23 protein-coding genes are annotated in these 25,874 nt (G+C 72.2%); 19 read left to right on the forward strand and 4 right to left on the reverse strand.

Translation table 11 applies throughout. The features are described 5' to 3' along the window. The first annotated feature begins 2 nt into the window (after window positions 1–2). The 3 genes from fmt (at window position 3) to BJ969_RS08075 (ending at window position 3,099) form a co-directional block, all read left to right on the forward strand. On the forward strand, window positions 3–929 hold the full coding sequence (gene fmt, locus BJ969_RS08065; protein ID WP_184478191.1) for a methionyl-tRNA formyltransferase: 927 nt from the start codon (window positions 3–5) through the stop codon (window positions 927–929). Next, window positions 926–2,350, forward strand: coding sequence for a transcription antitermination factor NusB (locus BJ969_RS08070; RefSeq protein WP_184478192.1), 1,425 nt, complete (start codon window positions 926–928; stop codon window positions 2,348–2,350). The genes fmt and BJ969_RS08070 overlap by 4 nt, the downstream gene beginning before the upstream one ends. A 296-nt stretch (window positions 2,351–2,646) precedes the next feature. Then, the gene (locus BJ969_RS08075; protein ID WP_425503599.1) at window positions 2,647–3,099 is read left to right on the forward strand and encodes a nucleoside deaminase; all 453 of its coding nucleotides are present in this window, start codon (window positions 2,647–2,649) and stop codon (window positions 3,097–3,099) included. Window positions 3,100–3,102: 3 nt separating this feature from the next. Here the strand turns inward: BJ969_RS08075 and BJ969_RS08080 are convergent, their stop codons facing one another. Beyond that, on the reverse strand, window positions 3,103–3,819 hold the full coding sequence (locus BJ969_RS08080) for a zf-HC2 domain-containing protein (protein WP_184478194.1): 717 nt from the start codon (window positions 3,817–3,819) through the stop codon (window positions 3,103–3,105). A gap of 64 nt (window positions 3,820–3,883) precedes the next feature. Here BJ969_RS08080 and BJ969_RS08085 point away from each other — a divergent pair, with 64 nt between their 5' ends. The 9 genes from BJ969_RS08085 (at window position 3,884) to BJ969_RS08125 (ending at window position 11,608) form a co-directional block, all read left to right on the forward strand. Continuing rightward, entirely contained in the window at window positions 3,884–4,444 is a 561-nt protein-coding gene (locus tag BJ969_RS08085) for a sigma-70 family RNA polymerase sigma factor (protein WP_184478195.1), read from the forward strand. 39 nt (window positions 4,445–4,483) lie between these two features. Then, a complete protein-coding gene (locus tag BJ969_RS08090; RefSeq protein ID WP_184478196.1) occupies window positions 4,484–4,897 on the forward strand; it encodes an OsmC family protein in 414 nt (137 codons plus the stop codon). A gap of 112 nt (window positions 4,898–5,009) precedes the next feature. Beyond that, the gene (locus BJ969_RS08095) at window positions 5,010–6,410 is read left to right on the forward strand and encodes an amino acid permease (protein WP_343071298.1); all 1,401 of its coding nucleotides are present in this window, start codon (window positions 5,010–5,012) and stop codon (window positions 6,408–6,410) included. Between the two features lie 334 nt (window positions 6,411–6,744). Continuing rightward, the gene (gene rpe / locus BJ969_RS08100) at window positions 6,745–7,410 is read left to right on the forward strand and encodes a ribulose-phosphate 3-epimerase (protein WP_184485004.1); all 666 of its coding nucleotides are present in this window, start codon (window positions 6,745–6,747) and stop codon (window positions 7,408–7,410) included. A gap of 38 nt (window positions 7,411–7,448) precedes the next feature. Next, a complete protein-coding gene (ribD, locus tag BJ969_RS08105; protein ID WP_184485006.1) occupies window positions 7,449–8,444 on the forward strand; it encodes a bifunctional diaminohydroxyphosphoribosylaminopyrimidine deaminase/5-amino-6-(5-phosphoribosylamino)uracil reductase RibD in 996 nt (331 codons plus the stop codon). 11 nt (window positions 8,445–8,455) lie between these two features. Further along, window positions 8,456–9,067, forward strand: coding sequence for a riboflavin synthase (locus BJ969_RS08110; protein ID WP_184478197.1), 612 nt, complete (start codon window positions 8,456–8,458; stop codon window positions 9,065–9,067). Between the two features lie 143 nt (window positions 9,068–9,210). Beyond that, window positions 9,211–10,500, forward strand: coding sequence for a bifunctional 3,4-dihydroxy-2-butanone-4-phosphate synthase/GTP cyclohydrolase II (locus BJ969_RS08115; RefSeq protein WP_343071299.1), 1,290 nt, complete (start codon window positions 9,211–9,213; stop codon window positions 10,498–10,500). Further along, complete coding sequence (gene ribH / locus BJ969_RS08120) at window positions 10,497–10,973, forward strand: 6,7-dimethyl-8-ribityllumazine synthase (RefSeq protein ID WP_184478199.1); 477 nt, start codon at window positions 10,497–10,499, stop codon at window positions 10,971–10,973. The genes BJ969_RS08115 and ribH overlap by 4 nt, the downstream gene beginning before the upstream one ends. Window positions 10,974–11,062: 89 nt before the next feature. Continuing rightward, entirely contained in the window at window positions 11,063–11,608 is a 546-nt protein-coding gene (locus BJ969_RS08125; RefSeq protein ID WP_184478200.1) for a PH domain-containing protein, read from the forward strand. A 311-nt stretch (window positions 11,609–11,919) separates the two neighbouring features. Here the strand turns inward: BJ969_RS08125 and BJ969_RS08130 are convergent, their stop codons facing one another. Together BJ969_RS08130 and BJ969_RS08135 are read right to left on the reverse strand one after the other, a co-directional pair. Further along, window positions 11,920–12,180 carry a GlsB/YeaQ/YmgE family stress response membrane protein gene (locus BJ969_RS08130; protein WP_184478201.1) on the reverse strand — a complete coding sequence of 87 codons (261 nt, stop codon included), beginning with the start codon at window positions 12,178–12,180 and terminating at the stop codon, window positions 11,920–11,922. A 156-nt stretch (window positions 12,181–12,336) separates the two neighbouring features. After that, window positions 12,337–13,533: an MFS transporter gene (locus tag BJ969_RS08135; protein WP_343071300.1), complete on the reverse strand. Its 1,197-nt coding sequence runs from the start codon at window positions 13,531–13,533 to the stop codon at window positions 12,337–12,339. A 278-nt stretch (window positions 13,534–13,811) separates the two neighbouring features. Between BJ969_RS08135 and BJ969_RS08140 the strand changes: the two genes are divergently transcribed. From BJ969_RS08140 to BJ969_RS08150, 3 genes are all read left to right on the forward strand, one after another. Beyond that, window positions 13,812–14,834 (forward strand): beta/alpha barrel domain-containing protein, encoded by a 1,023-nt coding sequence (locus BJ969_RS08140; protein WP_343071301.1) that lies wholly within the window; start codon window positions 13,812–13,814, stop codon window positions 14,832–14,834. 91 nt (window positions 14,835–14,925) lie between these two features. Then, window positions 14,926–18,825, forward strand: coding sequence for an AAA family ATPase (locus BJ969_RS08145; RefSeq protein WP_184478203.1), 3,900 nt, complete (start codon window positions 14,926–14,928; stop codon window positions 18,823–18,825). 150 nt (window positions 18,826–18,975) lie between these two features. Beyond that, window positions 18,976–20,055 (forward strand): glycoside hydrolase family 172 protein, encoded by a 1,080-nt coding sequence (locus BJ969_RS08150; RefSeq protein ID WP_184478204.1) that lies wholly within the window; start codon window positions 18,976–18,978, stop codon window positions 20,053–20,055. A gap of 193 nt (window positions 20,056–20,248) precedes the next feature. On the opposite strand, the gene BJ969_RS08155 is transcribed toward BJ969_RS08150, so the two are convergent. Then, window positions 20,249–20,659, reverse strand: a complete 411-nt coding sequence (locus BJ969_RS08155; protein ID WP_246456716.1) for a DUF7144 family membrane protein — start codon at window positions 20,657–20,659, stop codon at window positions 20,249–20,251. Window positions 20,660–20,911: 252 nt separating this feature from the next. Here BJ969_RS08155 and uvrC point away from each other — a divergent pair, with 252 nt between their 5' ends. The 4 genes from uvrC to whiA are packed head-to-tail and all read left to right on the forward strand — an operon-like array spanning window position 20,912 to window position 25,810. Continuing rightward, window positions 20,912–22,954: an excinuclease ABC subunit UvrC gene (gene uvrC / locus BJ969_RS08160; RefSeq protein ID WP_184478206.1), complete on the forward strand. Its 2,043-nt coding sequence runs from the start codon at window positions 20,912–20,914 to the stop codon at window positions 22,952–22,954. Then, window positions 22,951–23,829, forward strand: a complete 879-nt coding sequence (gene rapZ / locus BJ969_RS08165) for an RNase adapter RapZ (protein ID WP_184478207.1) — start codon at window positions 22,951–22,953, stop codon at window positions 23,827–23,829. Before uvrC ends, rapZ begins: the two co-directional genes overlap by 4 nt. A gap of 41 nt (window positions 23,830–23,870) precedes the next feature. Next, window positions 23,871–24,833 (forward strand): gluconeogenesis factor YvcK family protein, encoded by a 963-nt coding sequence (locus tag BJ969_RS08170; protein WP_184485010.1) that lies wholly within the window; start codon window positions 23,871–23,873, stop codon window positions 24,831–24,833. Next, the gene (gene whiA / locus BJ969_RS08175; protein WP_184478208.1) at window positions 24,824–25,810 is read left to right on the forward strand and encodes a DNA-binding protein WhiA; all 987 of its coding nucleotides are present in this window, start codon (window positions 24,824–24,826) and stop codon (window positions 25,808–25,810) included. Before BJ969_RS08170 ends, whiA begins: the two co-directional genes overlap by 10 nt. Window positions 25,811–25,874 lie beyond the last annotated feature (64 nt).

The following is a 25,874-nucleotide window of genomic DNA, read 5'->3' on the forward strand; positions in this document are numbered from 1 at the left end:
TCATGCGGCTCGTCTTCGCCGGGACCCCGGCGCCCGCCGTGCCTTCGTTGCAGGCCCTCATCGACTCCGAGCGCCACGAGGTCGCGGCCGTGATCACCCGGCCGGACGCGCGCGCCGGACGCGGCCGCAAGGTGCTGCGCTCACCGGTCGGCGAGCTCGCCGACGAGCACGGCATCGAAGTCCTCACGCCGCCGCGCGCCACGGACCCGGATTTCCTGGCACGGCTGGAGGAAATCGCCCCGGACTGCTGCCCGGTGGTGGCCTACGGGGCGCTGCTGCGGCAGCGGGCGCTCGACGTCCCCCGGCACGGATGGGTCAACCTGCACTTCTCGCTGCTGCCGGCGTGGCGCGGCGCGGCGCCGGTGCAGTCCGCGATCCGGCACGGCGACGAGATCACCGGTGCCGCCACGTTCCACCTGGTGCCGGAGCTCGACGCCGGTCCCGTTTACGGCGTGGTCACCGAGGACGTGCGCGACACCGACACCTCGGGCGACCTGCTGGACCGGCTGGCGATCTCCGGTGCGAAGCTGCTGGCCGCGACGCTCGACGGCATCGAGGACGGCACGGTGCGGGCGCAACCGCAGCCCGCCGAGGGCGTCAGCTACGCGCCGAAGGTCACCTCGGAGGACGCCAAGGCGGACTTCGCCGCGCCCGCGCTCGCCGTGGACCGGCTGATCCGTTCGGTGACGCCGGATCCCGGCTCGTGGGCGTGGTTCCGGGACGAGCGGTTCAAGCTCGGGCCGGTGACGCGCACCGAGGAGACCGGCCTCGCTCCCGGCGAGATCAGCGTGCAGCGCCGCCGGGTGCTCGTCGGCACCGCGACCGAAGCGGTCGCGCTGGGCGAAGTGCAGGCGCAGGGCAAGAAACGCATGGCGGCCACGGACTGGGCGCGCGGAACCCGCATCGAGCAAGGAGAACGTCTGCAGTGAACGACCACCGTCCCCGCCGCCCGTCCCGGCCCCGCGGCAGCCGCCCGCCGCAGCGCGGCAAGACCCCCGCCCGGCCGCCCGAGCAGGACCCGGCGCGGATGGCGGCGCTGGAAACGCTGCGCGCGGTCCGCGAGCGCGACGCCTACGCGAACCTGACGCTGCCGGGCCTGCTGCGCAAGCGCAAGCTCGACGGCAGGGACGCGGGGCTGGCCACCGAGCTCGCCTACGGCACCTGCCGCGCCACCGGTCTGCTCGACGCGGTCATCGCGGACTGCAGCGGCCGTGACGTGTCCGAAGTGGACCCGGTGACGCTGGACGTGCTGCGAATGGGCGTCTACCAGTTGCTGCGCACCAGGATTCCGGACCACGCCGCCGTGGCGTCCACAGTGGACATCGTGCGCGGCGAGGCGGGGTCGAAGCTCGCCGGGTTCGCCAACGCCGTCATGCGCCGCGCCAGCGAGCGCGACGAGCAGGAGTGGATCGACCGGCTCGCGCCCGCCCGCGACACCGACCCCGTCGGCCACCTCGCGCTGCGCCACGCGCACCCGCGCTGGGTGGCGCAGGCGTTCGCCGACGCGCTCGGCGACACCGGCGACGGCCTCGCCGCCGCGCTCGCCGCCGACGACGCCCGGCCCGCCGTGCACCTCGCCGCCCGGCCCGGCGAGATCAGCAACGAGGAGCTCGCCGCCATCACCGGCGGTGACGAAGCGCCGTACTCGCCCTACGGCGTGCACCTGGAGGCGGGCGCCGGCGACCCCGGCGACCTGGAACCGGTGCGCGAAGGCTTCGCCGCCGTGCAGGACGAGGGCAGCCAGCTCGCCGCCCTCGCCGTCACCAAGCCCGAGGTGACCGGCTCCGACACCCGCTGGCTCGACCTGTGCGCGGGCCCCGGCGGCAAGGCCGGGCTGCTCGGCGCGCTGATCACCCTCGACGGCGGCACGCTCGACGCGGTCGAGCAGTCCGAGCACCGCGCGGAGCTCATCCGCAAGGTCACCCGCGACCTCGCCGTCACCGTGCACGTCGCCGACGGGCGCGAATCCGGCCTCGAACCCGGCTACGACCGGGTGCTCGTCGACGCGCCGTGCACCGGGCTCGGCGCGCTGCGGCGCCGTCCGGAGGCCCGCTGGCGGCGGCAGCCCTCGGACGTGGCGGAACTGGCGAAGTTGCAGCGCTCGCTGCTGCTGTCGGCCGTGGGGCTCGCCCGCTCCGGTGGTGTCGTGGCCTACGTCGTGTGCTCGCCGCACCTGTCGGAGACCGACGGCGTCATCTCCGACGTGGTGCGCCGCAGCGGTGCGGAACTGCTCGACGCGCGCGAGGCGTTCCCCGGCGTCCCCGACCTCGGCGACGGCCCCACCGTCCAGCTCTGGCCGCACCTGCACGGCACGGACGCGATGTTCTGCGCCCTGCTCCGAGTCCCCTGACCCGAGGACGATTCCCCGCTCCGTGGACGACTCCCGCAATTTCTCGCGAAATTGAACACCCCGGGTGACGTGTGACCCCCACCCCGGCGGCCCTCCACCCCGGAACGTGATCACGTCCACGGTCGTGGGCGCGTTCGCCCTGGTGCCCTCCGATTTCTCGCGGCGGGTGAAAATCCGAAGCAGGGGTCGCGCACGGAGCGTCACTTCGGGTTGGGGCGGTGTCGTCGGGATCAGGGTTGGGGCGGGAGTTCGGTGACCTCTCGCGCCGGGGTGAGGTCGGAGGGGGAGCGGACGTGGTGGAGCGGGAGCACCGGCGGTGGCTGGAGGTCGCCGCGGCGGAGGCGCGGGCGGGTGCCGCCGAAGGCGGCATCCCCATCGGGGCCGCGCTCATCGGAGCGGACGGCTCCGTGCTCGGGCGGGGGCGGAACCGGCGGGTCCAGGACGACGACCCGTCGGTGCACGCGGAGACCGCCGCGTTCCGCGCCGCGGGCAGGCAGCGCGGTTACGCGGACACCACGATGGTCACCACCCTGTCGCCCTGCTGGTACTGCAGCGGACTCGTGCGGCAGTTCGGCATCGGCACCGTCGTGATCGGCGAGGCCCGCAACTTCCACGGCGGGCACGACTGGCTCGCCGAGCACGGCGTGCGGATCGTGCTGCTCGACGACCCCGAGTGCGCCCGGTCGATGGCGGAGTTCATCGCCCAGCACCCGCGCCTGTGGCACGAGGACATCGGCGAACAGGACTGACCCTCACGCCGCCCGGCGGTACGCCGTGGGGCGCAGGTGCGGCGGCGCCTGGTCGGCGGCGAGCTCCGGAGCCGAACCGTCGCCCGCCGAGCCCGAGCCGCCGTCGTGACCCGCGTCCGCCGGGGCCGGGCCGCCACCGCCGCGCCGGTGCACCGCGAACAACAGGCCCAGGCCGACCAGCAGCAGGGCGTGCGAAGCGACGCGTTCCACGGTCGCGGCGCCGACGACCAGGTCGTGCACCGAGAAACCGGCGAGCGCGGCCACGAACGCGCTCAGCACCGGCAGCACGCCGGCGGCGGTGCGGTCCCGCCACGACGCCCACAGCAGCCCGACGCCCAGCGCGAGGTTCCACGCGGTGCTCTCGTTGAACAGGTGCTCGGTCATGCCGCCGTGCCCCGCGTGCCCGTGCAGCCCGACGAGTCCCACCATCTGGGCCAGCGCGAGCAGGATCTGAACGGTGGCGGTGAGCGCCAGCGCACCGCGCAGCACGCCGCGCACCCGGTCCCGGCGCGGCACCCGCGCCAGCACCGCGCCCGCGAGGTCCGGAGTGGGTGCGACCAGCCGAACCCGCAGGTGGCGCGTCAGCTCGCCCGCCTCCGCCTGGAACGCCCGGCAGGCCGCGCACGTCTCCAGGTGGGCGTCGACCTCGGCTTCGGGGAACTCCGGCGGCTCCCCGTCCAGCACGGCCGACACCGAGTTCCGGCAACTTTCACAGTTCACGGTCAGATTGTCGGCCGAGCAGGGGGAGGAGTTCCCGGCGGGGTTTCGACTACTCTCAGGCCCCGTGACGCACTCGGAGGCCGAAGACACTCGTGTGACCGAGCTCGCGCTGGCCGCCGGGAAAGGTGATCGACGCGCCCTGGAGGAGTTCGTCCGGGCCACCCAGCGCGACGTGTGGCGGTTCCTCGCCCACCTCGCCGGAGTGCCCGCCGCCGACGACCTGGCCCAGGAGACGTACCTGCGCGCGGTGCGGGCGGTGCGCACGTTCCGCGGCACCGCCACCGCGCGGACCTGGCTGCTGTCCATCGCGCGCCGCGTCGTCGTCGACCAGATCCGCTCCGAACGCGCCCGGCCGCGCACCGTCGCCGCCGACTGGGTGCGAGCCGCGGAGAGCGGTGGCCGCGCGGGCCGCGGCTTCGAAGAGCTCGTCGAGGTGAACGTGCTGCTCGACGCGCTCACCCCGGATCGGCGGGAAGCCCTCGTGCTCACCCAGGTCCTCGGCCTGTCCTACCAGGAGGCCGCGGAGGTCAGCGGCTGCGAGCTGGGCACGGTCCGCTCCCGCGTGGCCCGCGCTCGGGAGGACCTCCTCGCCCGCAGCCGCGGCCAGGACACCGGCACCGGCTGAGATGCGCCCGGCGCCGCACACCGAGCGAGAGGGAAGAACATGGCTGGTACTCCGGTAGAGGTGCACCGCACCGGCGAGCACGCCTTCACGGCCACCAACGGCCGCGGTGGCGAGGTGGCGATCGGCCGCGACGGCGCCCCCGGCTCGTTCACGCCGGGCGAGCTGCTGCTGGCGGCGATCGCCGGGTGCTCCGCGGTCACCAGCGAGAACCTCCTGGTGCGCCGCGCCGGGCAGGACGCCGACATCGCGGTGCACGCCGACCGGGACAAGACGGCCGAGGACCCGAACAAGTTCTCCGAGGTGACGGTGCGGTTCGACGTGGATCTCGGCGGCGTCGACGGGGCCGATCGGGCGAAGCTGCTCGACGCGGTGGAACGCGCCATCGAGCGGTACTGCACCGTGAGCCGCTCCGTCGCGGAGAGCACCCCGATCACCCTCGAACTGCCCCGCTGATCCCGATCACCGCTCGATCCGGGCGGATGCGGACGAGACTGTCGCAAATCTCCTGATACCGGCGTCGTATTGTGCTGTGCGCGCGAACGCGCGCACAGCGAGGAGGCGTCGAGTGGATCAGGCGGGCGGAACCGGGCCGGACGGCTCACCGAGCGGTGGCGGGCTGCGGCGCGACCTCAGCGGCCGTCAGGTCGGCATGATCGCGATCGGCGGAGCGATCGGCACCGGGCTGTTCCTCGGCTCCGGGCTCGCCATCAACATCGCGGGACCAGCCGTGATCATCGCCTACGCGGTGGCCGCGTTCGCCGCGCTCGCGCTGGCCTACGCGCTCGCCGAGATGGTCGTGGTGCACCCGGACGCGGGCGGCTTCGGGCCCATCGCGCAGCGCTACCTCGGCGGGCTCGCCGGGTTCGTGCAGCGCTGGATCTACTGGGCCGCGCAGGTCGTCAACATCGGCAGCGAGGTCGTCGCCGCCGGGCTCTACGTGCAGTTCTGGTACCCGCAGCTGCCGCTGTGGCTGCCCGTCGTCGTGTTCTCCGTGGTGATGCTGGCGATCAACGCCTCGGCGGTGAAGTACTTCGGCGAGTTCGAGTACTGGTTCGCGCTGATCAAGGTCGTCACGATCGTCGTGTTCGTGCTGCTGGGCATCACCTACATCGTGTTCGGCCTGCCCGGCCGCCCCGCCACGGGCGTGGGCGCGCTGACCGAGCACGACGGCTTCCTGCCCAACGGCATCGGCGCGGTGTGGCTGGCGCTGACCGTGGTCACCTTCTCCTACCTCGGCACCGAGGCCGTCGCCGTCACCGCCTCCGAATCCCGGAACCCGCGCCGCGACGTGCCGCGCGCCGCGCGGAACATGGTGCTGCGCCTGGGCTTGTTCTACGTGCTCGGCATGCTGGTGGTCGTCTCGATCCTGCCGTGGAACCAGGTCTCCACCGAGGAGGACGTGACGGAGAGCCCGTTCGTGGCCCTGTTCGCCACCGCGGGAATCCCGGCCGCCGCAGGGATCATGAACTTCGTCGTGCTCACGGCCGCGCTGTCGGCGATGAACACGAACCTTTACGTCACCGCGCGGATGACGTACTCGCTGGCCGTCGACGGCTACGCGCCGAAGTGGTTCGCGGGGCTGAGCCCCAACGGGGCGCCCCGCCGGGCGCTGCTGCTGTCGGCCGGTGGGCTGGTGCTGGCGGCGGGCATCTCGGTGTTCGCGGAGTCCACGGCGTTCCCGCTGCTGCTCGGCTTGGCGCTGTTCGGCGCGCTGATCACCTGGTTGATCATCTTCGCGAGCCACCTCGCGTTCCGGCGCCACCGCGCCGCGCACGACCTGCCCGCCTCGCCGGTGCGGTTGCCGGGGGCGCCGGTGACGACGCTGCTGGCGATGCTGTTCGTGGCGGCCGTGCTGCTCACGACCCCGTTCACCGAGCAGTTCAACACCGCGTGGAAGGCCGGTGTGCCGTTCCTGCTGGTGCTGTGCCTGGCCTACTACCTGCTGCGCCGCCGCGCCGCCGGCTAGTCCTTTCAGAATGACCTGCGTAGTGGGTCGTTCAGCGGAACCTCAGCGGTTTCCTCGCTGCGGGATCTTTTTCCCGAGTGGCTCCGCCACGAGGGAAAAAGCTGTCCTCGCGAGGAAACCGCTGAGAACCCGCCGGTGGTCGGCTTGCTCAAGCTGGTCACTGCTCAGCGGCTTCGCCGCTGACAGGACGACGATCAAAAGATCATTCTGAACGGGCCCCTGAGGGGGCGGGCTGTGCCGCGGTCGGAACGTCGGAGGTCGCGGCGGCTCCGGCGGGTGGTGGGCCGCGGGCGCGGGCGTGAGATTTACACTCCCGCATGTGTCGAACCAGCCGATGATCGCGCCCTCCATCCTGTCCGCGGACTTCGCCCGCCTCGCCACCGAGCTCGACGCCGTCAAGGGCGCCGACTGGGTGCACGTGGACGTGATGGACGCGCACTTCGTGCCGAACCTGACCTTGGGGCTCCCGGTGGTGGAGTCGCTGCTCAAGGCCACGGACATCCCGCTGGACTGCCACCTCATGATCGAGGACCCGGACCGCTGGGCGATCGGCTACGCCGAGGCCGGTGCGCACAACGTCACCGTGCACGCCGAAGCCGCGCACGACCCGATCAAGGTGGCCAAGGACCTGCGCGCCGCCGGCGCCAAGGCGGGCCTGTCGATCAAGCCGGGCACGCCGTTCGACCAGTACGTCGAGGTGCTCAAGCACTACGACACGCTGCTGGTGATGTCGGTGGAGCCCGGTTTCGGCGGCCAGAAGTTCATCACCGAGGTGCTGGAGAAGGCCCGCGCCGCGCGGAACCTGGTGGACACCGGACACCTGAACCTCATCGTGGAGATCGACGGCGGCATCAACACCGCCACCATCGAGCAGGCCGCCGAAGCCGGCGTCGACTGCTTCGTGGCGGGCTCCGCGGTCTACGGGGCCGAGGACCCGGCGCGCGCCATCGAGGCGCTGCGCTCCCAGGCCGCCCCGAACTTCGCCCACGCCCGGCAGTGACCGGACCGGGCTCCGCGCCGGATCCGGCGCGCACCGCGATGCTCACCGCGCTCGCCGCGAGCGAGCGGGTGCGCGGCACGACGAGCCCGAACCCGCCGGTGGGGTGCGTGGTGCTCGACGCGGCGGGCGACGTCGCCGGAACGGGCGCCACCCAGCCGCCGGGCGGCCCGCACGCCGAGGTGATGGCGCTGGCCGCGGCGGGGGAGCGGGCTCGCGGCGGCACCGCCGTGGTGACCCTCGAACCCTGCACGCACACCGGCCGCACCCCGCCGTGCACTTCGGCGCTGCTCGCCGCCGGGGTGGCCCGCGTGGTGCACGCGGTGTCCGACCCCAACCCGAAGGCCGCGGGCGGCGCGGAAGTCCTGCGCGCGGCCGGGATCCAGGTCGAGTCGGGGCTGCTCGGCGAGCAGGTCGCGCGCGGCCCGCTGCGGGCGTGGCTGCACTTCGCGCGGACCGGTCGTCCGCACGTGACCTGGAAGTACGCCGCCAGCCTGGACGGCCGCTCGGCCGCCGCCGACGGCAGCAGCAAGTGGATCAGCTCCGCCACCTCCCGCGCCGAGGTGCACGAACTGCGCGGCCGGGTCGACGCGATCGTCGCCGGGACCGGCACCGTGCTCGCCGACGACCCGCAGCTCACCGCGCGGGAGGCCGACGGCGGCCCGCGCCCGCGCCAGCCGCTGCGCGTCGTCGTCGGCGACCGCCCCGTCCCGGACGGCGCGCGGGTGCTCGACGACTCGGCGGCCACGATCACGCTGCCCGGCGGGGACCCGGTCGCGGTGCTCGACGAGCTCGCGCGGCGCGGCGTGGTGGACGTGCTGCTGGAAGGCGGCCCGACGCTGGCGGGGGCGTTCGTCGCCGCCGAGCGCGTCGACCGGGTGCTGGCCTACCTCGCGCCCGCGCTGCTGGGCTCGGGACCGGCCGCGCTCGGCGACGCCGGGGTGGCGAGCGTCTCGCAGGCATGGTGGTGGGACATCGAAGAGACCACGATGAGCGGACCGGACGTGCGCGTCAGCGCCGTGCCGGCTCGCCGCTGAGGAGGAGACCCATGTTCACCGGGATCGTCGAGGAGCTCGGCACGGTCGTGTCCGTCGAGGACACCGGCGACGGTGTGCGGCTGACCGTGGACGGCCCGCTGGTGACCTCCGACGCGAAGCACGGGGATTCGATCGCGGTGAACGGCGTGTGCCTGACCGTGGTGGAGTCCGGCGGCGGCCGGTTCACCGTGGACGTCGTCCAGGAAACGGTGCGCCGCAGCGCGATCAGGAACGTCGCCGCCGGGGACCGGGTGAACCTGGAGCGCGCGATGGCGCTCGGCGACCGGCTCGGCGGGCACATCGTGCAGGGCCACGTCGACGGCACCGCGGTGCTGCGCGGCTCGGACGACGACCTCACTCGCTTCGAGCTGCCCGCGGAGCTGTCGCACTACCTGGTGGAGAAGGGTTCGATCACGGTCGACGGGATCTCGCTGACCGTGGTCGAGGCGGGACGCACCGAGTTCAGCGTCGCCCTGATTCCCACGACTCGGGAACTCACCACCTTGGGGGTGCGCCGACCGGGTGAAGAGGTCAACATCGAGGTGGACGTGCTGGCCAAGCACCTGGAACGGCTCGCCGCCGCGCAGCTCGATCAGTTCCGCGCCGGAGCATCCGGGTCCTGACCCACGGCGATCCCGCCCGAGCGGACCACCAGCATCCGGGAGGCGGGAGGACAATGACGGTGCCGGGCACGTTCCCGGCAGGCCGAACCGAGGGCCGGCGTTCCAGTCGCGCCGCCGCCCCAGAGCGAGAGAGACCGGACACGGTGAGCAACAGGTTCGACGACATCGAGCGCGCCCTGGCCGACATTGCGGCGGGCCGCCCGGTGATCGTGGTCGATGACGAGGATCGCGAGAACGAAGGCGATCTGATCTTCGCCGCCGAGAAGGCGACGCCGGAACTCGTGGCGTTCATGGTGCGCTACACCTCCGGGTACCTCTGCGTCGGCATGACCGGCGAGGACTGCGACCGGCTCGACCTACCGCCGATGTACCACTCGAACCAGGACCGCAAGGGCACCGCCTACACGGTCGCGGTGGACGCGGCGGAAGGCGTCAGCACCGGCATCTCCGCCAGCGACCGCGCGCGCACCCTGCAGGTGCTGGCCGCGGGCGAGTCGCGGTCCGAGGACCTGCACCGGCCCGGCCACGTGGTGCCGCTGCGCGCCCGCGAAGGCGGGGTGCTGCGCAGGCCCGGCCACACCGAGGCGAGCGTCGACCTGTCCCGGCTCGCCGGACTGCGGCCGGTGGGCGCGCTGTGCGAGATCGTCAGCCAGAAGTCCGAGGGCGACATGGCCCGCCGCGACGAGCTGGAGGTCTTCGCCGACGAGCACGACCTGCGGCTGATCACGATCGCCGACCTCATCGCCTACCGCAGGCGGTTCGAGAAGCAGGTGGAGCGCGTCGCCGAGGCCCGCATCCCCACCGCGCACGGCACCTTCCGCACCTTCGGCTACGACAGCACGCTCGACGGCATCGAGCACTTGGCGCTGGTCTACGGCGAGATCGGCGACGGCGAGGACGTGCTGGTGCGGGTGCACTCGGAATGCCTCACCGGTGACGTGCTCGGCTCGCTGCGCTGCGACTGCGGGCCGCAGCTGGCGGCGGCGATGGAGAAGGTCGCCGAAGAGGGCCGCGGCATCGTGCTCTACATGCGCGGGCACGAGGGCCGGGGCATCGGCCTGATCCACAAGCTGCAGGCCTACCAGCTGCAGGACGACGGCGCCGACACCGTGGACGCCAACGTCGCGCTGGGCATGCCGGTGGACAGCCGCGACTACGGCCAGGGCGCGCAGATCCTCTGCGACCTCGGCGTGAAGTCGATGCGGTTGCTCACGAACAACCCGGAGAAGCGGATCGGGCTGGAGGGCTACGGGCTCAAGGTCGTGGGCCGGGAGTCGCTGCCGATCCGCCCGAACCCGGAGAACCTGCGCTACCTGCGCACCAAGCGGGATCGAATGGGGCACGAGTTGAACCACCTCGACGACGGCGAGGACTCGTCCATCACGGGCGAGGGCGACGAGACGGGCTTCGGCAGGCCCGGAGTCACCGCATGAGCGGCGAGGGCAGGCCCCGCGTCGAGGTGCCGCGCGCGGACGGGCTGAAGCTGGCCATCGCGGGCATCCGCTGGCACGAGTCGCTCATCGACCGGATGCTCGAGCGGGCACTGGCCGCCGCCGAGGAGGCCGGGATCACCGATCCGACCGTAGTGCGGGTGCCTGGATCCATCGAACTGCCCGTGGTGTGCCAGGAGCTGGCGCGCGGGCACGACGCGGTGGTGGCGCTGGGCGTGGTGATCCGCGGCGGGACCCCGCACTTCGAGTACGTGTGCGACTCCGTCACCAGCGGGTTGACCCGGGTGGCCCTGGACGAGTCGACGGCCGTGGGCAACGGCCTGCTCACCTGCGACACCGATCAGCAGGCCAGGGACCGCGCCGGATTCCCCGAGTCGGTCGAGGACAAGGGCTTCGAGGCGACCGCGGCGGCCCTGGAGACGGCCCTGGTGCTGCGCGACCTGCGCTCGCGCTGACGCCGCCTCCGGCCGGTCGGGCGCCCTCGCCGCGCCCCAGTGGTGAGGGCTGCCGACGGCTCCTCGACGAGGACGGGCAAACTGGACACATGCAGTCAGGCGAGGCGCGCGAGGAACCGGCCGGTGCGCAACCGGCGGACGCGGCGGACACAGCGGCAGGAAGCGTGGCGACGGTGGACGAACGGCGCGGGGGAGCCCACACCTTGACGGTGCGGCCGGTCAAGATCCGCCGGGTGGCGATCCCGGTGGCGATCGTGCTGGTGGTGGTGTTCGCCGTGGTCGCGGTGCTGCTGCGCAACACCCCGACGGGCGTGTACTTCCGGATCTCCGACCAGGTGGCGATGGCGGGGCTCGGCGTGCTGCTGGCCTGCGGCGCCCTGCTGCTGACCCGGCCGCGGCTGCGCGCCGACCTGGACGGGATCGAAGTGCGCAACATCATCAACACCCAGCACTACTCGTGGGACGAGGTGCAGTCGATCAGCTTCCCCGACGGCGCGGCCTGGGCGCGGCTGGAGCTGCCCCAGGACGAGTACGCCTCGGTCATGGCCGTCCAGTCCACCGACGGCGCCCACGCCGTCCAGGCCATGCGAGACCTGAGGGACCTGCGCCGAGCGGTCGACGCCCACCGGGAATAGAGCTTGCATGTGAACTCGGCCTGCGTAGGGGGTCGGGTGGCGGAACCTCATCGGTTTCCTCGCTGCGGGATCTTTTTTCCAAGTGGCTCCGCCACGAGGAAAAAAGCTGTCCTCGCGAGGAAACCGATGAGAACCCGCGGGTGGTCTTCTTGCTCGGGCTGGTCGCTGCTCAGCGGCTTCGCCGCTGACAGGACACAGGACACGGACCAGAACCTTTGCTCGCCTTGAACGACTAGGGCAGGTTCGGGTCCGAGTACGAAACGGTGCCCGGAAGCCGAGGCTTCCGGGCACCGTCGTGTCGGGTTCTGGGGTCAGGACCTCGACTTGTTGAAGACCAGGCGGTAGGCGATCAGCAGGATGAGCGAGCCGATCACGGCCCACACGAAGCTCATCAGGCTGAAGTCGTTCACGCCCGCGCCGCCGAACTTGCTGCTCAACCAGCCGCCGAGCAGGCCGCCGACGATGCCGATGAGGATCGTGACGATGATTCCGCCCGGGTCCTTGCCGGGCAGGATGAACTTCGCGATCGCGCCCGCGATCAGGCCGAAGATGATCCAGCTGAGGATGCCCACAGCGTCTCCTTCCGATTAGCGCGCCGAACTCCGGCGCGCTCAGCACAACGCACGCCCATCGGACTACCCGCGGCGGCGTCGATCAACCATGATCCCGCCGGTCGCGTTCATCCGATCAAGCGTCCAGGAGGGTACGCCGTTACCCCGAGTGCGCGATCACGCCCGTCCGGACGCGGATTCTGCGGCGGGCCGCGGGCGCACCGCGTTCGCCGCGACCGCGACCAGCAGCGCCAGCGCGGCCGGCACCGCCAGCCCCACCGACAGGCCGAAGCCCTGCGCGAGCAGGCCGATGAACACCGGGCCCGCGAGCAGCCCGCCGTAGGACAACGTGCTGACCTGCGCCAAGTCCCGTCCGCTGCGGGCCGGGTCGCGGTGTCCGGCGGCGCTGAAGATCTGCGGCACGATGCACGAGAGCCCGACGCCGAACAGCGCGAACCCGGCCAGCGCCGCCACCGGGTGGTGCAGCAGCAGCGCCACGCCGAGCCCGGTGCCCGCGATCACGCCGCAGCACCGGACCAGCAGCACCGGCCCGAACCGCCGCACCAGGCCGTCGCCGAGGAACCGGAACAGGCCCATCGTGGCGGAGAACACGGCGTAGCCCAGCGCCGCGAACGCGAGGCTCGAACCGAGCTCGTCGTGCAGGTACACCGAGGACCAGTCGGCCATCGATCCCTCGCCGACGGAGCAGAAGAACCCGAGCACGCCGAGGAACACGATCGCCATCGGGATGCCGCGGGCGCGCGCGCCGGACTCGGCGGGCGGAGTCGGCTCGGGCGGCAGCAGCGCGGGCCGCGCGACCAGGGACAGCGCCACCAGGCCCGCCCCGGTCAGCGCGAAGTGCGCGGCGGGGCTGAGGCCGAGCTGGGCCGCCAGCGCGCCCGACCCGGCGCCGAGCAGGCCGCCGAGGCTGAACGTGGCGTGGAAGGTGCTCATGATCGGCCGCCGGTAGCGCTGCTCGACGCGCACCGCGTGCGAGTTCATCGCCACGTCGATCGTGCCGTGCGCGGCGCCGAACACCATCAGGCCCGCGACCAGCGTCGGGAGACTTCCCGCGAGTCCCGGCGTCACCCCGGACAGGGCGACCAGTATCCCGGCGGGCGGCATCACGCGGGCACTGCCGAAGCGGTCGGTGAGGTGCCCGCAGACCTGCATGGCCAGCACCGAACCGGCGGCGACCGCGAACAGCGCCAGCGTCACCCCGGCGTCATCGAGGCCCAGGTCGCGCTTGATGGTGGGGATGCGCGCCGTCCAGGACGCCAGTGCGAAGCCGCTCACCACGAAGTACGCGGTCACCGCCCAGCGCGCGCGCCGCATGGTCGCGTCCGGCTCGACCGGTGTCGTCGTCTCGGGCACCCGTTGTCCTCTCCTGTCCGCCTGGTGGCCCTCGCCGGGGATTCCCGCCCCGCCGCCCATCCCACACGGCGCCACGACCGGGCCGGGAACGCGGGGGGAGGTCGAGTCGTCCGCTTGTTCGAGTCCAACTGATCACCGCGGCACCGCGCCTGTGAAGGGGACGAACGGGTGAGGGACAATGGGGTCGGCATCGAGCGCCGGAGATCCCGGCACGCGCACCGAGACCGGCGGGCACCGGAAGGCGGCGGTGCGGCCGGGCGGCGATGGAGGAGGAGACCGTGAGCGTGGCCCAGGAGCGAAATCTTCGGCTGGTGCGGGACGAACCCCGCGCGCCCGCCGTCCGGCTCGGTGACGTCCACCTGCGCAACCGGCTGGTCACCTCGTCCAGCCTGCTGGGCTACGGCGTCGCCAACGCGAGCCTGGTGCCCTACGGCATGAGCCCGATCTCGAAGTTCGTGCCGCTGGAGCGGTTCGGCGCGATCACCACCCGCACCGTCACCGTCGAGCCGCGCGAAGGCCACTTCACCACCCAGGACGTGTGGCCGCTGCACGAGCTCCCCGCGCTGCTCAAGCGCTACGGCCAGGCGCTGCGGCAGGTCGACGGCGGCTGGTTGAACGCGTTCGGCTGGTGCAACGTCGGTATCGACGCCTACCTGCGCGACTACTACCCGCGCACCCGCGGCCAGAACACGATCATCTCGGTGGGCGGGTTCTCCCCCGAGGAGTTCGTCACGCTCGTCGAGAAGGTCAACAAGGCGGTGCCCGCCGGGGACATCGCCGCCGTCGAGTTCAACGTGTCCTGCCACAACGTGAACTTCGACTTCAACGCCATCATCGAGCAGGTGCTGGCGCAGGCGGTGCCGCGCAGCAACCACCCGGTGATCCTCAAGCTCTCCTCGGACTACGACTACATCGGCCACGCCAAGCTGGCCGCCAAGCACGGGGTGTCCGCGCTGACCGCGATCAACACGGTCAAGGGCCTGCGGCTGGACCCGAACACCGGGCAGCCGCTGCTGAAGAACGGTTTCGGCGGGCTCTCCGGGCGGGCGATCAAGCCGATCGGGCTGCGCGTGGTGAAGGAGCTGCGCGACTCCGGTTCGAAGCTGCCGATCATCGCCACCGGCGGCATCCGCAGCTTCGACGACTGCCGCGAGTACTTCTGGGCGGGCGCCGACGCGGTGAGCATGGGCAGCGCCAGCTGGTTCGCCAGCTACCCCGGCTACGCGCTGTCCCCGGTGCACGCCGCGCGCATCCGCAGCGTCCTGCGCCGCATCGAGCACTACCGCCCGCCGAACGGCTGATCGGGTGGTGAATCCCCGATTTCCGGGGATGCCGGGAGCGCGGTGCCGCTACCTTCCGTGATTCGACGTGATCGGATCGCGGGGGTGGCGGATGGCGGGTCTGGACGACGACGTGGGGCTCGTCGGGCGGGAGACCACGGCTGAGCTGATCGATCACCTGGTGCGCCACGTGCGGGACCGGCCGATGCCGATCGTGGTGCTGCACGGCGCGGGCGGCGTCGGCAAGACCGCCGTGATCGAGCACGTGGAGCGGCGCTACGACAAGGCCGTGCCGATGGCGCGCGTCGACTTCGACGAACCCCGCTCGAAGAGCACCTGGGACGTCCTGGAAGCGGTGTACCGGCAGCTCGGCGCCGAGTCGCACCGCGAGTTCGGCAGGCTGGTGCTGCCGCGCTACGAGCTCGCCCGCACCGTCCACGCCACGCTGCGCTTACCGGAGCACGGCCCGGTCCCCGAGGACGACGCCGAGCGCGGCGATCCGGCCGAGGTCGCGACGTCCGCGCAGCGCCGCCGGCAGGTCCGGGAACAGCTCGCGCGGCGGCTCGCCAGCGTGGAGCTGATGACCGACGTGGTCGGGGAGGCGGGCGACTCGGCCCCGGCACCCGTCGCGGGGCTGCTGCTGCGGATGGCGCGGCCGATCCTGCACCGGCTCACCGCGATCGGCGTGGGGGCGCCGCGCTGGGCCCGGTGGATGCTCGCCGGGCCGCGCAGCGCCGCCGCGCTGAGCTGGTTCGAGACCACGGCTGCGGAGCCGCGGCACTTCGGGGGGATCAGCGATCGGGTCCGCATCGACGACGTGGTGCTGCACATCCAGGGCCGGTTCGAGTCCTCCGACGCCCGCGCGTCGGACGCCGCCGAGAAGTGGCACCGGCTCGCGCTGGCGGCGCTGCTGGCCGATCTGCGCGCCGCCTACCTGCGCAGGCGCACGCGCACGGTGAACTGCGTGCTGCTGCTCGACGACGCGGACCTGCTCTCCCCGGACAAGGCGGAGCGGGTGGCGCTGAGCACGCCGCCCACCGAACCGGGCGGCGACCCGGACTTCCTCGACCTGCTCGCGGAGGAGATGCGGGCCGATCCGCGGGTTCCGCTGCTGGTGGTGGCCACCAAGCAGTCCGGTGCGGGCGCGGGCGCGGCGGCGGAACCGGGACCGCCCGGCACCGATCCGGGACGGCAGTGGCGGAAGCGCTACGACGAGTGGGCGGCGCAGTTCCGCGGCGGCGGGCCGCGGACACCGGAACTCGCCACCCGGCTCACCAACTTCGGCCTGGAGGACACCCGCCGGTTCTTCATCGAACGCAGCCGCAGCGAAGAGGCCACCGTGCTCAGCGAGCGCTACGTGCGCGAACTGCACTGCGCCACGCACGGCCACCCGCTGGCGCTGACGCTGGTCAGCGACCGGATCGACTGGAGCTTCCGCCGCGACCGCCGGGTGCCGTCGGCGCGTTCCACGATGGGCATGCGCGTGCCACCGGGGCTGCGCGGCGCCGACCTGGAGGACACCGTCCGCGGCTACCTGCTGATGCGGATGCTGCACCGCTTCCGGACGAACGCGCCGTCCGAGGACGAGGCCGAGGACGCGCACGGCGGGGTGCGGGACCGCACCGTCACCCTGTTCGCGAAGCTGGCCGCGCCGCTGCTGCTCGACGAGCCGGTGGTGCGGTTGCTCGCCGGTGACCGGGGCACGGCGGGCGTCCGGCAGATCGTCGAGGCGCTGGACATCTTGAGCTTCGTGCGCCCCGGCCCCGCCGAATCGGGCGGGAATCGGACCTGGGCGTTGGATCCGCTGCTGCGCGACCTGCTGGTGCGGGAGCTGCTCGACCGGTCCGACCACTCCTACGAGCAGGTGCACCGCGACCTGGCCGAGCACTACGAGTCGATCGAGCGCCACGATTCCGCCGCGTACCTGCGCGCCCAGTACCACCGGCTCGCGCTCGGCGAGGTGAGCCGCGTCGCCAGGGTCCTGTCCACCCGCGCGGACAGCGGGGACGTGAGCTGGCAGCGGGACCTGGCCCGAGTGCTGGCGTGGGCGCCGGTCGCGGTGTTCCGCCGGCCGTACCAGGTGCGCGAGCTGGTGCAGCGCGCCTGGTCACCGGTGGTGCGCGGCGAGAGCACCGAGGCCATCGCGGACCTGCTGCGAGCCGTGCAGGCGCTGTGCTCCTGCACGGTCGTGGGCCCGTGGGACGACAAGGCGTTCGCGGAGGTCGCCCGCGCGCAGCGGGAAGCCCCCGGCACGGCGGGCGTGGACCTGGGGAAGTGGAACTCCGCGTTCGCGCGGCTGCGCCCGCTGAACTCGCAGGACGAGCGCGGCCTGCCGGACAGCTCACTGGCCAAGCGCAAATTCGGTTACCCGGCCGTGTGGCCGCGCCGGGGAGCGATTCCGCGCGGCGCCGCCGCCGTCCTGGTCACTGCACTGGTCGCCTACGGCGCCGTGTACGCCGTGCACGTCGTGCAGGACTGCGATGCCGACGGCAACCCGCTGGACGTCGCGGAGGTGAGCACCACCGCGCTCCGGGATCCGCTGCGGTTGAACAAGGTGGGAGCCCAGTGCATCGGCGTGACTGACCGCGCGAACTCGTTCACCACCGAAGCGGGGGATTCGTCCGCCGTCACCGCGGAGATCGCAGCGCTCAGCGCGGCCGTGGTGCGGGAGAACGGTCGAGTCGCGGGTGAACGCGCCCCGTACCGCAGGCCGCTGGTCAAGGTCGCGGTGGCGACGATGCTCAGCAGCGACCAGGAAGGCGAGCGGCGCGAACTGGCCGTCGGCGTCAACGAGCTGCGCGGGGCGCTGCTGGCGCAGCGGGCGTGGAACTCCGGCTTCCTGACCGGCGGTCTCACACCTGAGGTGAAGGTGCAGCTGCTGCTCGCCAACTTCGGTGGCAGTTCGGACCACGCCGTCGAGGTGGCCGGGAACCTGCGCGAGCTCGCGCGTCGTGATCCGTCGTTGGTTGCGGTTACCGGGCTCGGGCAGAGCCGTCCCTCCACGGTCCGCGCCGTGGAGCTGCTGGGCGTGCGGGACGGTGACGGCGGCTCGTTGCCGATGATCGCGTCGGCGGCCTCGGCCCACGCGTTCAGCGGCAAGCCCGGTTTCTTCCGCGTCGCGGCCACCAACGAACGCCAAGCTCGGGCCGCCGTCGAGTTCGCCGCCGGAAGGTTCCCGCAGCACCCGTCATACCTGCTGACCGATCCTTCGGACGAGTACAGCCTCGACCTCTACTCGCAGCAGTCGAACGCGCTGCTGGAGAAGGGGAAACTGCCGAAGTACGTGAGTTACCAGCCGGGCTCCCGGTCGCTGATTGACGCGATCAAGGGGATCTGCGGTGCTCCGGGCGACCCGCTGATCTTCTACAGCGGCCGGGCGAACGACTTCCCGTTGGTGGTGCGTGAGCTGAAGAAGGAGGCGTGCGCCGAGCGGGCCACCGTAATAGCGGGGGACGACCTCACCCAGTTCGCCAACGGGGAGTGGGAGAGCTCTGTCTCGGTACCCGGTGGTTATCCGCAGGATCGGTTGTTCTACACGGGTCTGGGCCCGAGCGTGCCGGAACCGCTCGGGCCGGATCGCGCGGAGGAGCTGTGCAGGCGACCCGAGCCGATCGGCGGTTTCGAGCGGTGCCGGTTCTTCGCGAGCTACGCGAAGCTGCAGGACGAGCCGGGGAAGATGATCGGCCGGACCGGGCCGACCGGTCACGTGCTCGTGGCCTACGACGCGGTGCGCCTGGCGATGGAATCGGCGCGACGGGTCGCGGCGGGCACCGGCGGCGAGGTGGCGGGGCGGCCGATGTCCGTGGATCGGGCCGCGTTGCTCGGGGAGCTGGCCGGTACTCGCGGCGACGACGAGTTCGCGGGCGCCTCGGGGGTGATCGACTTCAGCGCGTCACCGCCGTCCGAGCTGACCGGGGACCCGGTGGAGAAGTTGATCGTGGTGCAGCGGATCGAGATCACGGCGGACGGCGCGGCCCGTTCGGACGTGGTCACCCACGTCGGGCGTCCGTGAGAGCGCGGTCCCGGCTCGAAAACGGTGATCTTGGGAAATGCCGATCGGATGAATGATCTCGACACGAACGGGTTGAAGATCGTTGACTTTCCGGAGGGGGACCTCACCGGGCGGGCCGGTGAGCGAGCAGCGGTGATCGGGGAGGGGCGCATGTCCGGGTACGGGACGTTCGGGAGCAGCTTGCGGGATCTGCCGAGGCTCCGGCAGTCCAAGCGGGGGCGGGTGTCCAGCTGGGACCGGACCGGGGGCAACACCGACAACATCCGGCTGCAACCGGGGGAGAGCCGCGAACTCGCGCGCCTCACCGGGCCGGGCGCGGTGACCCACATCTGGTGCACCGTGGCGGTGGAGGACGGGCCGCACCGGGCCGAGGTGGAGGGCGACTACCTGCGCAGGCTCGTCCTCAAGATCACCTGGGACGACGCGGCGCACCCGAGCGTGCTGGTACCGCTGGGGGACTTCTTCGGCATCGGCCACGGGCGGACCGAGAACTTCGTGTCCGCGCCGCTGCAGATGAGCCCGCAGGACGGCAAGGGCTTCAACTGCTGGTTCGCGATGCCCTTCGCCGAGGGCGCCCGGTTCGAGCTGATCAGCGAGATGAGCCTCAAACCGGTGATCTTCTACTACTACATCGACTACGAGCAGTACCGGCAGGTCGACCCGGAGCTGGGCTACTTCCACGCGCAATGGCGCCGCGAGGACCCCACCGACGGCGTGGAGCAGGGCGACCAGACCAACGACGAGTTCCTGTTCGGCGGCATCAACCTCGACGGGACCGGCAACTACACGATCCTGGAGGCGGAGGGCCGCGGGCACTACGTCGGGTCGGTGCTCAACGTGCACAACCTGCGCTCCACGACCGACTGGAACTGGTACGGCGAGGGCGACGACATGATCTTCATCGACGGTGAGCCGTGGCCGCCGAGGCTGCACGGCACCGGCACGGAGGACTACTTCAACACCGCTTGGTGTCCCAGCCAGCCGTACCACGCGCCGTACCACGGGCTCACGTTGCCGGGCGGGCGGAACTGGAGCGGGCAGGTGTCCTACTACCGGTTCCACGTGGAGGACCCGATCACCTTCGACTCCTCGATCCGGGTGAGCATCGAGCACGGGCACGCGAACAAGCGCAGCGACGACATCTCCTCGGTCGCCTACTGGTACCAGGCCCTCCCGTCGAAGCCCTTCGGCCTCCTCCCCGTCCAGGACCGCCTCCCGCACCCCCTCTGAGCCACCAGCGGACCACTCCCGCAATTTCGCGAGAAACGTGCCCACCCCAACCGCTCTCGAAGATCACCGAGCGAGCCCATGAACTGGGTTTTCGATGACGATCGGACGGGTTCTCGGTGCGAGCACCCCCGCAATTCCTCGCGAAATTGCGGGGGTTGGGCAACGTTCGGCCGGGTTGTCGGGGGTGCGGTCGTCAGTCCTCGGGCGGGCGGCCGTGCACGGCGAGGGCCCAGATGACGGCGACGTCCACGGCGATGATCAGCAGGGACCACAGGGGCTGGTACGGGATGAACAGGAACGCCGCGAGCGCGCTGACGCCCACGACGACCATGGCGGGCACCCGAATGCCGGGCAGGCCGGCCAGCAGCGCCGTGCCCGCCACCGCCGCCACCACGCCCAGCGCCAGGTGCAGCCAGCCCCACGCGGTCACGTCGTAGCTGAAGACGTAGCTGTTGAGCACCACCGCGAACGACTCCTGGAACAACGTCGCCGTCGCCACCCCCGCGTGGAACACGCCGATGATCACCATGACGATCCCGGCGAACTGCGCCAGCCCGTCCTCGCGGCGCACGGCGTGCGCGCTCGCGCGCCCGGCCTGAGCCATCCGGACCATCTCCTCCGATCCCGCGCCCCGACGTGCCGCCGGGTGACCGTCCGTGCACCCTCCGCCGCAGTTCGCCGCGGGTGCGCGAACACCGCCGAGCTCGGCCCCCGCGGCATCGTGCCGCCCTGCGCACGAGCCCGAAGCCGGATACTCAGGACAACGCACGCGGCTCCGATGACCAAGGGGCGAAGGTCCGCGCGCAGGCCGCGATGCCGTGACGGGGAGTGTCGGTCGCGCACGTAGGGTGGAGCCGTGGCCGACCCGTCGACGTACCGCCCCGCACCCGGAACCGTTCCGGACGCGCCCGGCGTGTACCGCTTCCACGACGCCGAGGGGCGGATCATCTACGTCGGCAAGGCGAAGAGCCTGCGCAGCCGGCTCGCGAACTACTTCGCCGACCTCTCGGGGCTGCACCCCCGGACCCGCCAGATGGTCACCACCGCCACCGGGGTGCGCTGGACCGTGGTCGGCACCGAGGTCGAGGCGCTGCAGCTGGAGTACTCCTGGATCAAGGAGTACGACCCCCGGTTCAACGTGCGCTACCGGGACGACAAGTCCTACCCGGTGCTCGCCGTGACGCTGCACGAGGAGTACCCGCGGCTGCACGTCTACCGCGGTCCGCGCCGCAAAGGCGTGCGCTACTTCGGCCCGTACGCGCACGCGTGGGCGATCCGCGAAACGCTCGACATGCTGCTGCGCGTGTTCCCCGCCCGCACCTGCTCCAGCGGCGTGTTCAAGCGCCACGGCCAGATCGGGCGGCCCTGCCTGCTCGGCTACATCGGCAAGTGCGCCGCGCCGTGCGTGGGCCGCGTCGACGCCGACGAGCACCGGGCGATCGTGGACGACTTCTGCGACTTCCTCAGCGGTCGCACCGACACGTTGACGCGCAAGCTGGACCGCGAGATGAAGCAGGCCTCCGCGGAACTCGAATTCGAGCGCGCCGCCCGGCTGCGCGACGACCTCGAAGCGCTGCGCCGCGCGATGGAGAAGCAGGCCGTGGTGCTCGGCGACGGCACCGACGCCGACGTGATCGCCTTCGCCCAGGACGAGCTCGCCGCCGCCGTGCAGGTCTTCCACATCCGCGGCGGCCGGGTGCGCGGGCAGCGCGGCTGGGTCATCGACCTGGACGCGGAGACCGGCCTCGGGGAGCTCACCGGCCGGTTCCTCAGCCAGTTCTACGGGGAGCAGGCCGCGCTGGCCGATCAGGCCGACGCGGGCGGAACCCCGGTGCCGCGCGAAGTGCTCGTCCCGGAACTGCCGGAGGACTCCCCGGCGCTGGCGCAGTGGCTCGGCGAGCTGCGCGGCAGCCGGGTCGACCTGCGGGTGCCGCAGCGCGGCGACAAGCGGGCCTTGATGGAAACGGTGGAGCGCAACGCGAAGGAGGCGTTCACCCAGTACAAGCTGCGCCGCGCGGGCGACCTCACGGCGCGCTCCGCGGCGCTGCAGGAGCTGCAGGAGGCGCTGGACCTGGACACGGCGCCGCTGCGGATCGAATGCGTGGACGTGAGCCACGTGCAGGGCAGCGACGTGGTGGCCTCGCTGGTCGTGTTCGAGGACGGGGTGGCGCGCAAGTCCGAGTACCGGCGGTTCTCGGTGCGCGAGGGCGCCGAAGGCGGCGACGTCGGCTCCATCGACGAGGTGGTGCGCCGCCGGTTCGCCCGCTACCTCAAGGAGACCGGCCCGGACGCGTCGGAGTCCGAAGTGGACGCCCCCAACGTGGCGGCCGCGCACGGCACCGGCGCGGACCAGGCCGAGACCGACGGCGGGACCGCGCCCGGCATCGACCCGGAGACGGGCAGGCCGCGCAAGTTCGCCTACCCGCCGAACCTCCTGGTCATCGACGGCGGCGCCCCGCAGGCGAACGCGGCGGCCGACGCCCTCACCGAACTCGGCATCACCGACGTCGCCGTGATCGGCCTGGCCAAGCGCCTCGAAGAGGTGTGGCTGCCCGCCGAACCCGACCCGGTCATCCTGCCGCGCACCAGCGAGGCGCTGTACCTGCTGCAGCGGGTGCGCGACGAGGCGCACCGGTTCGCCATCAACTACCACCGGCAGAAGCGCTCCAAGCGGCTCAGCCGGTCCGTGCTCGATTCCGTACCCGGACTTGGGGAGGCCCGGAAAACCGCTTTGCTCAAGCACTTCGGTTCGGTGCGCAAGCTGAAGCAGGCGGGGATCGAGGACATCATGGCGGTGCCCGGCTTCGGCCGGCGCACCGCCGAGACCGTGTGCGCGGCCCTGGCCACTGAGGCCGGGGCAGGCGGGGGAGACACCAGCACTGAAGGGGAGAATCAGTGAGCGAGGAGAAATCGGGCATCGAGGTCGCCGTGGTCAGCGGCCTTTCCGGCGCCGGGCGCAGCACCGCCGCCAAGTGCCTGGAGGACCTGGGCTGGTTCGTCGTGGACAACCTGCCCCCCGAACTGATCGCGACGATGGTGGAGCTGGGGGCGCGCTCCAGCGGCGCGATCACCCGCGTCGCGGTCGTGATGGACGTGCGCAGCCGCGCGTTCACCGAAGACCTCGGATCGGTGATCAAGGACCTGGACGCCCGCGGCTACAAGCCGAAGGTGCTGTTCCTGGAGGCCACCGACGAGGTGCTGATCCGCCGCTTCGAGCAGGTGCGCCGCGGCCACCCGCTGCAGGGCGAGGGCCGGTTGGCCGACGGCATCGCCAACGAGCGCGCGCTGCTGTCCCGGCTGCGCTCCGAGGCGGACCTCGTGGTGGACACGACGGGCCTGTCGGTGCACCAGCTGCGCACGAAGATCGAGGACGCGTTCGGCACCGAGGCCGAGACCCGCACCCGGGTCACCGTGCTGTCCTTCGGCTACAAGTACGGCCTGCCGATGGACGCCGACCTGGTGATGGACTGCCGCTTCCTGCCGAACCCGTTCTGGATCCCGGAGCTGCGCGAGTTCAACGGCCTCGACGAGGAGGTCCGCAACTACGTGCTCGGCCAGGAAGGCGCCGAGGAATTCCTGGAGAGCTACCAGGGATTGCTGCGGCTGGTCGGCGCCGGCTACCACCGGGAGGGCAAGCGGTACCTGACGCTGGCGCTGGGTTGCACCGGTGGCAAGCACCGCAGCGTCGCCCTCGTCGAGGAGATGGCCCGCAGGCTCGCCGACGACGAAGGGATGATGGTCAAGACCGTCCACCGGGACCTGGGGCGCGAGTGAGCACAGCCGCACCACCGAACGACCCGCCCGCCGAGCGCCCGCTGCGCGCGGTCGCGCTCGGCGGCGGCCACGGCCTGCAAGCCACGCTGGCCGCGCTGACCCGGTTGACGCCCGACGTCACCGCCGTGGTCACCGTCGCCGACGACGGCGGTTCCTCCGGGCGGCTGCGCCGAGAACTCGGCATGCTGCCACCCGGTGATCTGCGCAAGGCGCTGGCCGCGCTGGCCGCGCCGGACGACAACGGCAGGCGCTGGGCGCAGGTGTTCCAGCACCGCTTCGGCGGCAACGGGGCGCTCGCCGGGCACGCCGTCGGCAACCTGCTGCTCGCCGGACTGCTCGACGTGGTCGGCGATCCCGTCGACGTGCTCGACGAGGCCTGCCGGCTGGTCGGCGCCCGCGGCCGGGTGCTGCCGATGTCCGTCGAACCGCTCGACATGGAAGCCGAAGTCGTCGGCCTCGACGCGGATCCCGATGCGGTGCGCACCATTCGCGGCCAGGTCGCCATCGCGAGCACCCCGGGACGGGTCAAGCAGGTCCGCCTCGCCGCCGCCCACGGCGACCAGGGCACCCCGCGCGGCTGCCCCCAAGCGGTGCGCGCCGTGCTCGACGCCGACATGGTGCTGCTCGGGCCCGGTTCCTGGTTCACCAGCGTGCTGCCGCACCTGCTCGTCCCGGAACTGCACGAGGCGCTCGTGACGACCACCGCGCGCCGCGTCGTGGTGCTCAACCTGATCCCACAACCGGGCGAAACCGCGGGGTTCTCCCCGGAACAACATCTCGACGTACTCTCGCAGCACGCACCCCGGCTGACCGTGGACGCTGTTCTGGCGGACGCCGGATCGGTGCCGACACCTGATCGGCTTCGTGCTGCGGCGACCGGGCTGGGTGCGCAAACTCTGCTCGACACAGTCGCCTCGCCCGCCTCGCCGGGCAGGCACGACCCGGAGGCGCTCGCGGCGAGTCTGACGGCCGCGCTGGAGAGGAGGACTGACCGGTGGCGATGACCGCGGCGGTCAAAGACGAACTGAGCCGGTTGCCGGTGACCAAGACCTGCTGCCGCAGATCCGAGGTCTCCTCGCTGCTGCGGTTCGCGGGCGGGCTGCACATCGTCGCCGGCCGCGTCGTGGTGGAGGCCGAGCTCGACAGCGGCTCCTCGGCCCGCAGGCTCCGCAAGGAGGTCCACGAGCTGTTCGGGCACCACTCCGACGTGCACATGATCACCTCCGGTGGGTTGCGCAAGGGCACCCGGTACGTGGTGCGCGTGGTCAAGGACGGCGAGAGCCTTGCCCGCCAGACGGGCCTGCTCGACCCGCGGGGACGCCCGGTGCGCGGTCTGCCCGCGCACGTCGTCTCCGGCGGATCGTGCGACTCGGAATCCGCGTGGCGCGGGGCGTTCCTCGCCCACGGCTCGCTCACCGAACCGGGCCGCTCCTCGGCGCTGGAGGTGACCTGCCCCGGACCGGAGGCGGCGCTCGCCCTCGTCGGCGCGGCGCGCAGGCTCGGCGTGCAGGCGAAGTCCCGCGAGGTCCGCGGTGCCGACCGCGTCGTGGTCCGCGACGGCGACGCCATCGGCGCGCTGCTGACCAAGCTCGGCGCGCACTCCAGCGTGCTGTCCTGGGAGGAGCGGCGGATGCGCCGCGAGGTGCGGGCCACCGCGAACCGGCTCGCGAACTTCGACGACGCGAACCTGCGCCGCTCCGCCCGCGCGGCGGTCGCCGCGGCGGCCCGCGTGCAGCGCGCGCTGGACCTGCTCGGGCCCACCGCGCCCGATCACCTGCTGGTCGCCGGTCGGCTGCGGCTCGCGCACCGGCAGGCGTCGCTGGAGGAGCTGGGCCAGCTCGCCGATCCGCCGATGACGAAGGACGCGGTGGCGGGCCGCATAAGGCGTCTGCTGGCGATGGCGGACAAGCGGGCGCGGGAGCTCAACCTCCCCGACACCGAATCGGCCGTCACGTCGGAGCTGCTCGAAGCCGAGGTCTGAAGGAGTTCGAGCGCCGAACGAGCGGACCGTTCGCCCGAGGTGGGCGAACGGTCCGCTTTTTCCT

The organism is Saccharopolyspora gloriosae, assembly GCF_014203325.1.
Classification (GTDB): Bacteria; Actinomycetota; Actinomycetes; order Mycobacteriales; family Pseudonocardiaceae; genus Saccharopolyspora_C; species Saccharopolyspora_C gloriosae.